12 protein-coding genes and 1 pseudogene are annotated in these 13,457 nt (G+C 59.0%); 3 read left to right on the forward strand and 10 right to left on the reverse strand.

The genetic code is table 11. From position 1 onward, the window contains the following. Positions 1 to 144 precede the first annotated feature (144 nt). On the reverse strand, positions 145 to 3,984 hold the full coding sequence (locus ERD84_RS04105) for a phospholipase effector Tle1 domain-containing protein (protein WP_130038334.1): 3,840 nt from the start codon (positions 3,982 to 3,984) through the stop codon (positions 145 to 147). Between the two features lie 95 nt (positions 3,985 to 4,079). Between ERD84_RS04105 and ERD84_RS04110 the strand changes: the two genes are divergently transcribed. Together ERD84_RS04110 and ERD84_RS04115 are read left to right on the forward strand one after the other, a co-directional pair. Then, a complete protein-coding gene (locus ERD84_RS04110) occupies positions 4,080 to 4,427 on the forward strand; it encodes a DUF1840 domain-containing protein (RefSeq protein WP_130038335.1) in 348 nt (115 codons plus the stop codon). A 39-nt stretch (positions 4,428 to 4,466) separates the two neighbouring features. Beyond that, positions 4,467 to 4,784 (forward strand): hypothetical protein, encoded by a 318-nt coding sequence (locus ERD84_RS04115; RefSeq protein ID WP_130038336.1) that lies wholly within the window; start codon positions 4,467 to 4,469, stop codon positions 4,782 to 4,784. Positions 4,785 to 4,797: 13 nt separating this feature from the next. Here ERD84_RS04115 and ERD84_RS04120 read toward each other — a convergent pair whose 3' ends face one another. From ERD84_RS04120 to ERD84_RS04130, 4 genes and pseudogenes are all read right to left on the reverse strand, one after another. After that, positions 4,798 to 5,508 carry an IclR family transcriptional regulator gene (locus ERD84_RS04120; RefSeq protein ID WP_130038337.1) on the reverse strand — a complete coding sequence of 237 codons (711 nt, stop codon included), beginning with the start codon at positions 5,506 to 5,508 and terminating at the stop codon, positions 4,798 to 4,800. A gap of 116 nt (positions 5,509 to 5,624) precedes the next feature. After that, entirely contained in the window at positions 5,625 to 6,050 is a 426-nt protein-coding gene (locus ERD84_RS16080) for an NAD-binding protein (RefSeq protein WP_257215230.1), read from the reverse strand. After that, positions 6,024 to 6,527 (reverse strand): annotated as a pseudogene (locus tag ERD84_RS16085) (NAD(P)-dependent oxidoreductase); the annotation flags it as partial. The gene ERD84_RS16080 and the pseudogene ERD84_RS16085, both read right to left, overlap by 27 nt. 57 nt (positions 6,528 to 6,584) lie before the next feature. After that, entirely contained in the window at positions 6,585 to 8,060 is a 1,476-nt protein-coding gene (locus ERD84_RS04130; protein WP_130038339.1) for an aldehyde dehydrogenase, read from the reverse strand. 260 nt (positions 8,061 to 8,320) lie between these two features. On the opposite strand from ERD84_RS04130, the gene ERD84_RS04135 reads away from it, so the two are divergent. Further along, positions 8,321 to 9,289 carry a Bug family tripartite tricarboxylate transporter substrate binding protein gene (locus tag ERD84_RS04135; RefSeq protein ID WP_245150606.1) on the forward strand — a complete coding sequence of 323 codons (969 nt, stop codon included), beginning with the start codon at positions 8,321 to 8,323 and terminating at the stop codon, positions 9,287 to 9,289. Between the two features lie 3 nt (positions 9,290 to 9,292). Here the strand turns inward: ERD84_RS04135 and ERD84_RS04140 are convergent, their stop codons facing one another. From ERD84_RS04140 to ERD84_RS04160, 5 genes are read right to left on the reverse strand one after another with little or no spacing between them, the layout of a single operon-like run. Continuing rightward, a complete protein-coding gene (locus tag ERD84_RS04140) occupies positions 9,293 to 10,120 on the reverse strand; it encodes an N-acyl homoserine lactonase family protein (RefSeq protein ID WP_130038340.1) in 828 nt (275 codons plus the stop codon). 2 nt (positions 10,121 to 10,122) lie between these two features. Continuing rightward, positions 10,123 to 10,836, reverse strand: coding sequence for an ABC transporter ATP-binding protein (locus tag ERD84_RS04145; protein WP_180001914.1), 714 nt, complete (start codon positions 10,834 to 10,836; stop codon positions 10,123 to 10,125). Then, complete coding sequence (locus ERD84_RS04150) at positions 10,823 to 11,602, reverse strand: ABC transporter ATP-binding protein (protein ID WP_130038342.1); 780 nt, start codon at positions 11,600 to 11,602, stop codon at positions 10,823 to 10,825. Before ERD84_RS04150 ends, ERD84_RS04145 begins: the two co-directional genes overlap by 14 nt. After that, positions 11,599 to 12,576: a branched-chain amino acid ABC transporter permease gene (locus tag ERD84_RS04155; RefSeq protein ID WP_245150607.1), complete on the reverse strand. Its 978-nt coding sequence runs from the start codon at positions 12,574 to 12,576 to the stop codon at positions 11,599 to 11,601. Before ERD84_RS04155 ends, ERD84_RS04150 begins: the two co-directional genes overlap by 4 nt. A 1-nt stretch (position 12,577) precedes the next feature. Next, positions 12,578 to 13,447, reverse strand: coding sequence for a branched-chain amino acid ABC transporter permease (locus ERD84_RS04160; RefSeq protein ID WP_130038343.1), 870 nt, complete (start codon positions 13,445 to 13,447; stop codon positions 12,578 to 12,580). Between the last annotated feature and the right edge of the window lie 10 nt (positions 13,448 to 13,457).

Raw genomic sequence — 13,457 nt, forward strand, 5'->3', positions numbered from 1 at the left:
GTAATCAAAAAAGATAAGTGGCGTGGCGCAGGAAAAACCGTAGCTGAAACGGGTGTTTGGCGCTGACGCGGGGGAAGGTATAAATGATAGCGTGATTTCGGCGGTCCTGCCCTGGCGGTCCCGGCTGGATGAACAGGGCAGGCTTCAGGTGGGCAGCGCCTGCCAGCCCAGTTCATCGCGCAGCCACTGAGCATAACCGCTCATGTCGACGATGCCGACCTCTGCACCGGCGTCGCTGCGCCAGTTCGGGCGACGTGTTATCAGTGCTTCGGTGTCGTCGCGCTGCTGGCGCCCTAACGTGGGGTGGCTGTCTTGATAATAGTGGGTCTGGGTCCCATCGGCGCCGTTGACACTGCGATCGCCGTCTTGTACAGACCGAGTGAGTATGGAGCGTTGGTCGTGCAGTGTGGGTTGGGTGATTTGTCGGTCGGCGGGGTCGGACAGGTCGAAGCGTAGGGTGGCGGCACGCGCCTGCCACAGCATCCAGTTCAGGGCCACATCGGCAAGGTCGCCAGCGGGTTCGGCCGTTTCATTGCCGGGTGTGCGTAGCACGCCTCCGCCTATGTCGGCATGGGCACCGACGAAAGGCGCTTCGATGGTATTTGACCCCTGGGTGTCGGCCGCGCTGGTCAGCGGAAATGCCCAGCGTCGTTCGTGCAGTGCCACCGCGTGGGCTACCCATCCCCACGCGGCCGGGATGCTCAGGTCGTAAAGCTTGTTCTGGCTGCCCGCCAGCCCAAATTGGGCGACCGTATCGAACAGGCCCATGAAGCGCAGGTCGACGCAGGCGGACACCCGCCCGCGCTGTTTGTCGTGATAGCTGAACAGATTATCTTGTGTGTACTGATTGATTAGGTTGCTGAAATGTCGGGCCAGCGCTGCGCCTCGTGAGTATCCGATGATGTCTATAGGCGTGTAATCGACCAGGCTGCCCGAATGGTTGAGTGCGTTCAGCAAGGATTGCCACTGGTTTTCGATGATTTGCGCCGCCTGGTTCGCAGTAATGGCGTCCCAGTCTATATACATGGAGTTGCCGGGGCCTGAGTGGTAGTACACGGGGCCGTCGAGGTAAGCCTGACTCATTTTCCAGACATTACTGCGTGTCGAGGCGCTGTTTCTGGTGCCATCAAAGGCGAACAGAATGAGCCCCAGGGGGTCGACATGGCGCCGTGGTTGCTGGGCTGCGTATCCCAGGGCCTGGCTGCCGGGCACAGGCCCCAATGGGTCAGGCTCCAGGTACTGGCCCAGCTCGGGTACATAAGTACGCAGCAGATTGTCGTGCCAGCCTGTTTCAGCATCGAAGACCTGGCCAGGCAGGCGCAAGTCGAGGGTCAGGTCGCCGGCGATGCGCGTGGCCTCCCCGCCGGGACTATAGGCGGCCAGCCAGCGTATGCGTTGTGTGCTGTCGGTGACCAAGCGGGGTGCGCCGACCAGGTCGGTATGTATCGCGTAAAGCTGTGCAGGCTCACGCTGGCTGCCGGGCAGGGAATCGGGATAGACAATGAGGCCGACCAGGGTTGGGCCGGCGTAGATATAACGGCGGCTAATCGCTAGTGGTTGTTCGGTGGCGCTGCGGTCTGCTGGCTGGGCTTCTGTAGTGTGCGGCGACGCAGTTGCCCTGCTGTGGTCACGGTTCAGCATGCCTGCCTCGGGTGCGTAGTGGCTTTCAGCAACTAATTGCTCGTTCAGATAAAAATAGTCGCGACGTGTATTCGCGCTGATCTTGGCAATGCGGTGGCCGAAGGCATCGTGCAGGTAGCGGGCGACCATGCTGCCGGTTTTGTGCAACACCTGCGACAGACGGCGTTGCGGCCCATACACCAGAAGATGGTCGTCTATGGCAGTGGGTAGACCCGAGGCATCGCGCTGCACAGAAGGTATGTGTGTGACGCCGTTATGGCGCCGTGCCGCCAGCGCCCCATTTGCTTGCCAAGCATACCATAGCGTGTCTTGCTGCGATTTTTTTGGCGAGTTTTTGATGTTTGCTTGTGTGCGCTTGCCCTGCGCACCAATCAGCTGCGCCTGCTTGTTGTAGGCATGACGCCAGGTCTCGGTGTAGGCCAGTTCAGGCACCGTGTAGGCTTCATGTTGCAGCAGGCCGCGGTCGTCGTAATGCTGGTCCAGCATCCAGATGGGTGCGGTGTTGGCTGCGCCCAGAGTCAGTTGGCTGGCCTGCCCTTGCCGGTTGAGATACGTGTGAAGATTCAGGCCATTGCCGTAGCGATAACCGGCGGTGTCGACGCTGCTGTCGATGACGGTGTGCATTGTGCCGTGGGTATCGAGCCAGTATATGGCCGCCAGACGACCTGCCTTGTTCCAGCGATACCGCAGTGCTCCGCCCTCGGGAAGATGGTGCTGGTGCAAACGATGTTGAGCGTCGTACTCGAAAGACTCGGTATAGCGCAGGCGTTGTCCGTCTATGGCTGATACGCGTTCGACCTGGCGCTGGCTCAGGCGTTTGAGCGCGTCGTAGCGACGATTTTCAGTAACGTGGGGATGCTGTATACGGGTGAGCAATGTGCCACGCCAGCTTAGCCGGGTTTGTTGCGAGGCGCCTGCCCGGCTGTCGGTAATGCTGATGGGGCGGCCTTGTGCGTCGTAGTCATAGAGGCTCGTATCGTTATTTTGAAAGCGGCGCTGCAGCGGTAGGTGACGGGTGTTGTACAGCATGTGCTCGGTGCCTGTCAGGGACGAATACCAGGAGCGGCGCTGGCCAGTATTGTTGTACTGCATGGTCAGCCCGGGCCAGCCTGGGGCCACAGGCTGGATGGCCGTGGGTTGACCATGCGCCGTGCGCTGTATGTGTGTACCGTTGATATTCAGCAGGCGTCCCTGGCCGTCATAGACGGCGGTAAGGCCAGGCACCGCGCAGCCCGGGCATCGGGCGCCGCTGACGGTGTCAAGCACATGGCGCTCGCCTTTGATGGATGTGTGAAAGCGGGTTTCCTGGCCGCCGGCCTGTGTGACGAGAGTCAGGCCCTGCTGGCCATCGAAACGGGGTGTGCGCAGATAGGCGACATGGATTTTATTGGCCAGGCTGTCGGGTGGACCGGAGATGGACAGTATGGCGCGGCCGTTGGAATCGTAGCTCCAGGTATTGATGCGCTGCCTAGTTTCTTGCCCGGCAACGGCGATGTTGATGCCGGTAAGGGCGTAAATGTTGCCGGACTGGAGATGGGCCTCGTACAGATACTGTCTTTGCATGCCGTCTGGCCGTGTGATGCTGGACAGGCGCAGGCCTGCCCGGGTTTGCTCTGCATGGCTGCCGGCTGCTTCGTAGTCGTAATGGAAGCGGCCCAGCGGTGTCTTGACCTGATCCAGATAGGCTTGGTTTTCATGGATGCGATAAGTAAATTTCAGCTCGCTACCTTGCCCGTTATCTATGCGCACGAGTGTGTGCCGGAGTGGCCCCCGTGCCTGCGACCGATGCAGGGTCAGCACCATGCCATCGGGGGTGGCAATGCTTTGTAAAAAGCCCTGCGCATTGAACTGAAGTTGGCGGCCGGTGGGCCAGGTCCAGAGCCAGCCTGTACCCTGGGCAGCTAGTGTGCCGTAGGTGTTGGGTGCCGGCTTGCCACTGGCAATGGCGTAAGAGATACGGCTGCCGTCGGCCTGCACGATTTGCCACTTGCCACCTGCATGGAACAGCCGCGTGTCGTAGGACAAGGCCCAGCCCTGGCCTAATACCGAGTTGCGCTGGTCAAGCGCGTTGTAGTGGCGTACGAGCTCGAGCCCTGGCAAGTGTGGGTTGGCCGGCAGGTCAATTTCTTTTTGGTACTTGTTGCCAGTGACCAGATGTATGGGATTACCGACCCCAAGATTCAGCCCGGGTTCAGTTTGCCCGGCCAGTGCCACACCGCCGTTTGAGCATGGAGCACCCAGGACGGAAGGTCTGCAAGTGCCTTGTGCATATGCCCCAGCGTACACCAGCATGGACCCGGCCAACAGATAGACATACAGCATGAAATATAGGGGACGCGGCATGGTGGTTCCATACGGTAATGACCCTTATATATTGCCGCTTGGCAGCTTTCTCAAGTTAGGGTAGTGTATGGATGTGTCTATTGAGGGAAACCGAAATGCTTATAGTCTTTCACTCTAAAGCCGCAGCAGAAGTACTGATGTTTTCACATCATGCACTGCCCATACTCAAGGCTGCCGGAAAACCCTACACCGATACGCTTCCAGAACGGGGCGTGATTACCCGCGATCACCTAGAGGCCGCCATCAAGGGTATAGAACAGGCTATTTCGGCCAATACCGAAGCCGACGAATATCCCGACGACGAAGATGAAAACGACTCCAAGAAGCACCCTATTTCAGAGCCGGTCAGCTTCCGGCGCCGCGCCTTCCCCTTGCTGGCCATGTTGCGCCTGTCGCGCGATCACGACGCCGATGTCATCTGGGAGCCGGCTCCGTCATGGTAAAAGCACATAATCGTTTCAGTGCATACCAAGGGGAGCTTTATGCGTAGTGTGGTCACGGTGGTGTTCAACAGCCGTCAGTCGCTCGAAACCAGCGTCGATGTCGAGTCCGACAGCACGGGCGCACAGGCTGCCAGCGAATGGTTTGATGCGACCTGGGTCAGGCTGGGCTGCGAGCCTCTGCGCCCTAGCGGCAAGGTTCTATTGCTGGACAAAATCCTGGGTGTGGCTGATGCCTTGGGCCATGCCCAGCTCGCGCAAGATGCCGGGCAGTTTCAGGAATTTGCCAGCCATGCCGCAAGGGCGTTGCAAAAACCGCGCATTACCGTCGACCTGCCTGGCCTGGTAGTGGGTTTCTAATGAAGGCTAGTGTCTAACGCCTGCTGGGCCAGCGACCGCCCAACGTGATGGTGGCCTTTTCGGCCGCTTGCGTCACCATGCGCGACATTTTTTTTACGGCCGCCGGAGTAAAGCGTTCTTTAGGCCCCGAAAGCGAAATGGCGCCGCAAAATTCGTTGTCCGGGCCAAATACGGGGCTGGCTACGGCCGCGCAGTTCGGGTCGCGTTCGCCCATTGATATGGCCAGCAAATCGTTGTCGGATAAGGTGGAAACGCCCTTGTCATACAGCGTGATCAGCTTGCCGGCTGCTCCTCTGTCGAGCGGTAAAAGGTCTCCTACGCGTATGCGATCCAGCGTCGAATGATGCGAATCCACGCGCAACAGGCATATGCGCGATTTGGCGTCGTGATAGGTATGGAAGGAACCGCTTTCACTGCCCTTGTCGACTAACTCTTCGAGCACGGGCTGTACGACTTCCGACAGCCTGTAGGCAGCCTCGTAACAACGCCCCAGTTGGTGTGCATAGGAACCCAATGCATAGCGGCCATCGCTGCGGCGAATGACCAAAGAGGCTCTTTCGAGCGAAGCAATAAGGCGCAGCAGTGTGCTTTTATAGAAGCCCGTGGCACGGGATAAATCGGCCAGAGTGATGGGTTCGCCGCGTTGCGCGATGACATCGACGATGAGCAGGGCGCGGTCGACGGCGGCAACGCCGTCGCCTTCCTGAACAGTAGAGGGGCTCATGAGGCAGGCGGAAGGTTAATGGTGAGTGGATTATGCCATATTGCCTGGTCAGGGCCAGGACCCGCAGGTACACGGGACTCGACCTTGCCAGGCTGCGGACGGTGGGGAGCCGGCGTTTATTTTCCTTCGAAAACAAGGGAGATGGCTGGCGCGTATTTGTCGCCATGGCCTGCGGCGATCGCTTGGTCAAAGCAAGCCACCAGGTTTTTTGCACCGGTGGCGTCCACACCTACCTGATCGGCCAGGCCCACCGCGTACAGCAAGTCTTTCTTGGCATAAGAAACGGGGAAGGCTTTTTCAGGAAAATTCTGCGGAGCGATGGCCTTCATGCCATGGTTGCGCAAGGCAAAGCTGTCGGCTGAACCGGTGGACATGGCTGAAAACAAACGATCGGGATCCACGCCGGCGCGCGCGCCTATCGCGCGTGCTTCGCTGAGCGCCAGAACAGTTTCATACAAGACCATATTATTCAGGATTTTGACGACTTGCCCCGCACCGATACCGCCAACGTGCGTGACATCCGAGGAAAAGGTATCGAGCAAAGGCTTGATGCTGGTGAAAACGTCGTCGTCGGCGCCGACGGGTACAGCCAGGGTGCCGGCTTCAGCGGCACTGCGCGTGCGCATGACAGGCGCATCGGCAAAGCGCATGTCGCGTTTGGTCAGTTCAGCGGCGATTCGGCGACTGAGGTCTACCGGGGAAGTGCTGAGGTCGACGATGAGCTGTCCGCTGCGGCCTTTGGCCAGCAGGCCGTTGTTCTGCTCGCCCATGACGACTTTTTCTACGATTGCACCCGAAGGCAAAGACATGAAGATGACATCGGCCTGGGCCGAAATCTCGTCTGCGGTCGCTGTCTGGACGCCGTGTTCGGCCAGGCGCCGCAGGGGGGCGGTATCGTGATCGTAAGCCAGGACTTTCAATCCGCTTTTGGTGGCGAGGTGGCGGCAGATGGGTTCTCCCATGACGCCGGTACCAATGAAGCCGATGACTTTGAGGACTAATGACATGACGTGTTTCCTTTGATCCGTTTCGTTTGTTGCAGTGTGGCTTTTTTCAGTGGTGCAGGCGTTTGGCGCTCAGCCCATGTTGTTGGGGTCCATGCTCCAGTAGATGCCTTTGCTTTGCTGATACAGCCGCAAGCCGCCAATACCTTTTTCCCGGCCCAGGCCGCTGTCTTTGAAGCCGCCGAAGGGTGTCGAGATGGAGAGCTGTTTGTAGGTATTGATCCAGACCAGGCCCGTTTCCAAGGCGCGGGCAACGCGCCAGGCACGTTGGTAGTTGGCCGTCCAGATACCGGAGGCCAGGCCGTACACGCTGTCATTGGCCTGGGCGATGAGATCGGCCTCGTCGTCGAAAGGCAATACACACAACACCGGCCCGAAAATTTCTTCACGGACGGCGGTGGCTTGATTGTTCAGGCCGGTAATAATGGTGGGCAGGAAGTAGGCGCCGTTTTCATATTGAGCGCCGTCCGGACGTTTGCCGCCCAGAGCGATCTGGCCGCCTTCGGCCTTGGCCGTTGCCACGAATTGTTCGATGCGGTCCCGGTGCATGAAGCTGGCGATGGGACCCATTTGGGCGCCCGCGGCTTCGGGCTGATCTACCTTGATGGCGCTGGCGCGTTTGACCAGCAGATCAAGCAGCTTGTCGTGCACACTGCGTTGTACGAACAGCCTCGACCCCGCGACGCATGATTGTCCGCTGCCTTCAAAAATACCGCCCATGATGTTCTCGACCGCAGCTTCAAGATTGGCATCTTCAAAAACAATATGCGGCGATTTACCGCCCAGCTCCAGCGCCACAGGAATAAGGCGCTCGGCCGCTATCATGCCTATGCTGCGTCCGGTTGCCGTTCCGCCGGTAAACGACACCATGCGTACATCGCGATGTTGGACCAGGGCCTTGCCGGTCACGGCGCCATCGCCGGTCAGCACATTCAGAATGCCAGGAGGCAGGCCGGCTTCCAGGCCGATTTTTCCAAGCAGCAAAGCGGGTGAAGGCGTGACTTCGGACGGCTTGAGAATGACGGCATTACCGGCGGCCAGCGCGGGCGCGACTTTCTGGGCCTCCATGGTCAACGGAGAGTTCCAGGGTGTGATGGCGGCGACGACGCCATACGGTTCGTAGGCCGTCATGGACAGATAGTTGCCGCGTGATGGGGTCACCTCGGAGCCCAGTGTTTCGCACACTGCCGCGTAATAACGGAAGGTACTGGCGGCACTGGCTGCCTGCGCCTTGCATTCGGCCCACACCTTACCGTTCTCCTGCATCTGCAGGCGTGCGAACTCGTCGCCATGCTCAACAATCAGGTCGGCCATGCGCATCAGCAACTGGGCCCGTGCATGAGGCAGCATGTTACGCCATGCGGGCTGGGCGGCGGCCGCCTTGGCGGCGGCTGCTGCTGCGTCGACTTGCGCCTGCGTAGCGATGGGCAGTCGATAGTTCACTTTCCCGTTTGCGGGATTGATCGAGTCGAAGGACTCGGCCGCGCCCGATACCCATTCGCCATTTATCAATATGGGTTTGGGATCTTGATTCGGCTGTTGCGACATGTTGAATAGCTCCGGGTGAGAATGGGGTAGAGGTTGTTCTGCTTAAATGTTCTGTTAGACGGACCATTTGTTCTATTTTATTATCGATAACGATATGAGGGATGTCAAGAAAAAATCTCCATCGGAAAGTTTCAAAGGCGTTGACAAGCCAAATTGAAATCAGCGAGAATGGCTCATGATTAGAACGATCGTTCTGTCTAAAAGAACTATGGTTAATATGAAGTGCCCGGCTATCAAGGGCACCCAACAAGGAAGGACAAGTGGATCTTAAAAAGCTCACAACTCTGGCCGGCGTCAGCTGCGCCATGCTCAGCGCCTCCAGCCTGGCGGCCGAATACCCCAGCAAGCCCATCGAACTCATCGTGCCGTATGCAGCGGGTGGTGCCACTGATGTGATAGCTCGCCTGGTCGCTACTGATGTGTCCAAAGAATTGGGGCAGACGATTGTTGCGGTCAACAAGCCTGGCGCGGGTACGACGTTGGCTGCGGCCGAAGTGGCGCGCAAAAAGAACGACGGCTATACGCTGTACATGACTACGGCCGCCCACACCATCAGCGGCAGCCTGTACAAAAACCTGACTTACGATCCGATTGCAGACTTCACGCCGATTACCCTGGTTGCGCGTATTCCCATCGTGCTGGTCACCGCACCGTCGCTCAAGGTATCGACTCTGGCCGAATACATTGAGTTTGCAAAAAAGCAGCCGGAAGGCGTAACAGTTGGTTCACCAGGCAATGGCTCGCCCCAGCACCTCACGCAGGTACTGTTCAAGGAGCGCACAGGCACCCATCTGCTACATATTCCATACCGTGGCGACGCACCCATGCTTAATGACTTGCTGGCTGGACAGGTGCAATCGGCCTTTGTGACCTTGTCGGCAGCGCTGCCCCACATACAGGCAGGCAAGCTGAACGCCCTGGCGGTTGCCAACCCTGCGCGTATCCCAGCGATCCCAGACGTGCCGACCATGACTGAGGCTGGCCTGAAAGGCTTCAACGCGGCGACCTGGTTTGGACTGTTTGGTCCCAAAGACCTGCCTGCGGAAGTACCGCAAACGCTTTTCAAGGCATCCCACAAAGTGGTGGCGGCGCCCGAGTTCACCCAGCGCCTGGAAGCCATGGGCGCCGAGATCGTGAACATCGGCCCCGATGATTTCCAGAAGCTGGTCAAGAAAGAGTCAGCTCAGTGGGCCAAGGCCGTCAAAGCCTCTGGTGCACGGGTCGACTAGGGCCTAAGCTTCTGATAATCCGGGCGCCTCATGCAGCACGACGGTGTCCGGATCATCCGGACGATATAGCGGATAACGCTCCATGACCATGGGGTCATGTCCAGGCACGATGTGGTCGGGGCTGTCTGCCGCCGTAGAAAGGCGGGCGTAGCCCGACAACATGTCGGCCACATTGTGAACAATGGGAAAAGGCCTGTGCCTTTCCATGTTCTCGTAATAATGTGAGGCATCCGATGCCAGCACTACCCACCCTCGTGCCGTATGTACCCGCACGGACTGCAGGCCCTTGGTGTGGCCGCCTATTTTCAGCAGGCTGACGCCCGGCGCGATGGTTTGATTGCCATCATGGAACACCACCCTGTCGTCATACACACTGCGTACCAGCGTGACGACGTCATCGACTGAGTAAGCATGCCGCAGCGGCTCGAAGCACATGCATCGGCCGGTGGCATACTCAAGCTCGGCATCCTGCACATGAAAACGGGCATTCGGAAGCTTGTCGAGATTGCCCGCATGATCGTAGTGCAGATGGGTCAGGATGACATCACTGACTTGGGCGGCATCGACACCCAGGCTGGACAGGGCCTCGATCGGGCAGCGTATCATTTCGCGCTTGCGCTTGGCTGCCGTTGCTGCGCTGAAGCCGGTGTCGACCAGCAGCAGGTGCTCGCTTGAACGCAGCAGCCATACGAAGAAGTCCATGGGCATGGGTCCATCGTGCGGATCCCCGCCTAGAAAATTGTCGCGGCGTGTCCGCGACATGCGGGCATATCGCAAGGCGTAGACCTCGTATTCTGGCAGGTCGGTGGCATTGGCATCACTGTGCTGCATGGTCATACTCCAAGATAGGCTTTCTGTATTACAGGATCGGCGAGCAACTCGGCACCTTTGCCGCTGCGGATGATTTCGCCATGCTCCAACGCATAGGCCTGATTCGACAAGCGCAAGGCCAGGCGCGCGTTCTGCTCCACCAGAATAATCGTTATTTGCTTGTCCTGATTGATGCGCTCGATTGCGCCGGCGATTTCCGCCACGATTTTTGGAGCAATACCCAGCGATGGCTCATCCAGCATTAGCAATCGCGGGTTGGCCATCAATGCACGTCCGATGGCGACCATTTGCTGCTCGCCGCCCGAAAGCGAACCGGCCAACTGGCGGCGTCTTTCTTTAACGCGGGGGAACAGGCTGTAGATCTCGTCGAGCGTGCGGCCGATGACCTGGCTCGATTTCACGCCATGGGCCCCCACCATCAGATTTTCTTGCACTGACATACGTCCAAACAGGCGCCGGCCTTCGGGTGACAGCGCAATACCTGCATGCACGCGTGTGGCCGACCCTTGCCGGGTGATGTCCTGATCATCAAGAAGAATACGGCCCCGGGCGGCCGGAACCAAACCAATAATGGACTTGAGCGTTGTGCTTTTGCCGGCGCCGTTCGATCCTATGAGTGCCGCGATGCTGCCCGCTTCCACACTGAAGCTGATATTGCGCACGGCCTCCAGCGGTCCGTAGGATACGGTCAGGTCCTGAATATCAAGCATGGGCATAATCGGGCGCTCCCAAATAGGCTTCGATCACGGCGGGGTGCTCGCGAATGTACTCAGGGGTGCCTTCGGCGATCTTCTCGCCCTGAACCAGCACCACAATCCGGTGGCATAGCTCCATGACCAGGGCCATGTGGTGTTCGACCAGCAGCAGTGTCAGGCCGTCGTCACGCAGTCGGCGCAGCAATTGTGTAAGGTCCTTGCATTCTTCATGGTTCAGGCCAGCGGCCGGCTCATCGAGCAGCAGCATGCGTGGCTGGGTGGCCAGCGCAACGGCGATCCCCAGCTTTTTCTGCAAACCATAAGGCAGGCTGCCTGCCGCCGCCTCGCGCCAGGCCTGCAAATCGGTCACACGCAGAATCTCATCGATTTCGGCGGAAATGGCTTGAGGGCTCAGTGTACGATGGCGCCGGCCTGTCAGCAGGCCGACCGCCGAGCCGGAAATGCGGGACAGCAGTCCACGATAAATATTCTCGGCCACGGACTCGTTGGGATAAGTGGATGTCGACTGGAAGGTGCGCGCCAGGCCGTGCGCCACCACGCGGCTGGGAGGCCCGCCAGAAATGTCTCGTCCGTCGAAATGAACCTTGCCCCCGGAGGGTGGGAGGGTACCGGTAATGACATTGAATGCAGTGGTTTTGCCAGCGCCGTTGGGGCCGATCAGGCCGACGATTTCACCTTCTTGGACGGAGAAGCCGAGGTCGTGCAAAGCCATCAAGCCGCCGAAGCGGCGCGTCAGTCCATGGATAACAAGCAGATCCTGGCTCATGAGTTCCTCCGGGTAACAAGGCGGCACAAGGTATCGGGCAAGGCTGCCAGGCCACCGGGTAGAAAGCGCAGAATAAGAATGAGTGCCGCGCCATAAAAAATATGTTGGGTCTGGACGGCGCCCCGAAAAAGTTCCGGCAAAGGCGTAAGCACAATGGCGGCCACCAGCGGACCCCAGGTTGACTGGCGCCCGCCAATGACCAGCATGATGATGAGTCCTATGGAAATGCTGGTATTGAAGGATTCGGGCGAGATATAACCGATATAGCGTGCCAGCAAGTTGCCGCCGAAGGCGGCCATGGCACATCCACCCACAAAGGCGAAAACCTGCAAACGATGTACGCTCAAGCCGGTGGATTCAGCCAGGCCCGGATTATCGGCGACCGAGTCGATGGCATGCCCCAGGGGCGAGCGGAACAGGCTGTGCATGATCAGCACCGACAATAGCGCTACGACAAGTGCCAGTCCGTAGAACTTGGCGCGCGTATCGAACACTATGCCCAGGAATTCCGCCGCGGCGATACCGGTAATACCATTGGCGCCGCCTGTGATGCCGGAGAAATCCAGCAATACCAGTCGTATCAGCTCACCGAATGCGAAGGTGACGAGTACAAAATAGACCCCCTTCAGGCGCAGGATGACCCAGCCCAGCAGCAAGGCGACGATAGCCGTGATAACGGTGCCCGCCAGCGCGGAGCTCCAGAATGCCAGGCCCATGTGCTGGCTGGCCAAGACACCCACATAAGCCCCTATGGCCATGAAGGCGGCATGCCCCAGCGAGAGCTGGCCGGAGCGGCTGACGAGCGCCAAGCCATTGACGACCAGTACATTGAGTGCCGCCAGCACCGCCAAGTGCAGTACGAACTGGCTGGAGAACCAGGGAATGAGTGCAATGACGGCCAGCGCGACAAAACAAAGTACCCGCAGTCCTGTACGCTGCGGAGTGGAGCGTGTAGTCATGTGTGTGGTTTGCATCTCAGGCTTCTCCTTGGCCGAGCAAGCCTTTGGGGCGGACTACCAGCATTACAATGACGATCATGAAAATCAGCATGTCGGCCGTGCTGCTGCTGAAAAACAGACTGCTGTAACTTTCGAGCAATCCTAGCGCCAGTCCCGCGACCGCTGCGCCCGGGATGCTGCCCAGGCCGCCCAGGATGACAACGATAAAAGCCTTCAGCAGAGGCGCTGCGCCCACGAAGGGTGATACCGAGAACAGGGGTGCCATGAGCGCGCCTGCCACGGCGGCCAACCCTACACCTATGCCGAAGCCAATCGGGTAATAGATGCGTGACCGTATGCCCTGGATGGAAGCAATCTCGAAGTCCTCGACGACGGCACGCAATGCCCGGCCAGGCCGGGAGTGCTTCAGAAAGGTATAGAGCAGGGCGAGTACCGCCAAGGCGAATACCACGACATAGATGCGCGAGGTGGGGATGGCGATTTTGCCGAATCGGGTGGCGCCCTGCGCGACCGATGGCATGGATAAGGGGTCGGGACCAAAGAACATCAGTGCCAGGTTTTGCAGAATCATGGCCAGGCCAATGGTGGCGATCATGCCATTGAGCTCGTCGTGACGAAAAGGCTTGAGCACCGCCCACTCGACTACCGCGCCGAAAAGCACGGCGCCCACGAAGGTGATGGCCAGCGCGGGTAGAAAGGGCAGGCCCAGCCCGGCGGTCAGGAAGTAGGCCCCGAAGGCGCCCAGCATGTAGAACTCGCCGTGGGCGAAGTTCACCATGCGCATCACACCGAATACCAGCGTGAAGCCTACGGCCATAAGAAGGTAAAGCAGGCCGACAATCAGCCCATTCACCGTCGCTTGCGCAATCAGAATGCTCCAGTCCACGATGTATCCT

Origin of the sequence: Pollutimonas harenae (assembly GCF_004153685.1) — a bacterium.
GTDB classification, from domain to species: domain Bacteria; phylum Pseudomonadota; class Gammaproteobacteria; order Burkholderiales; family Burkholderiaceae_B; genus Pusillimonas_C; species Pusillimonas_C harenae.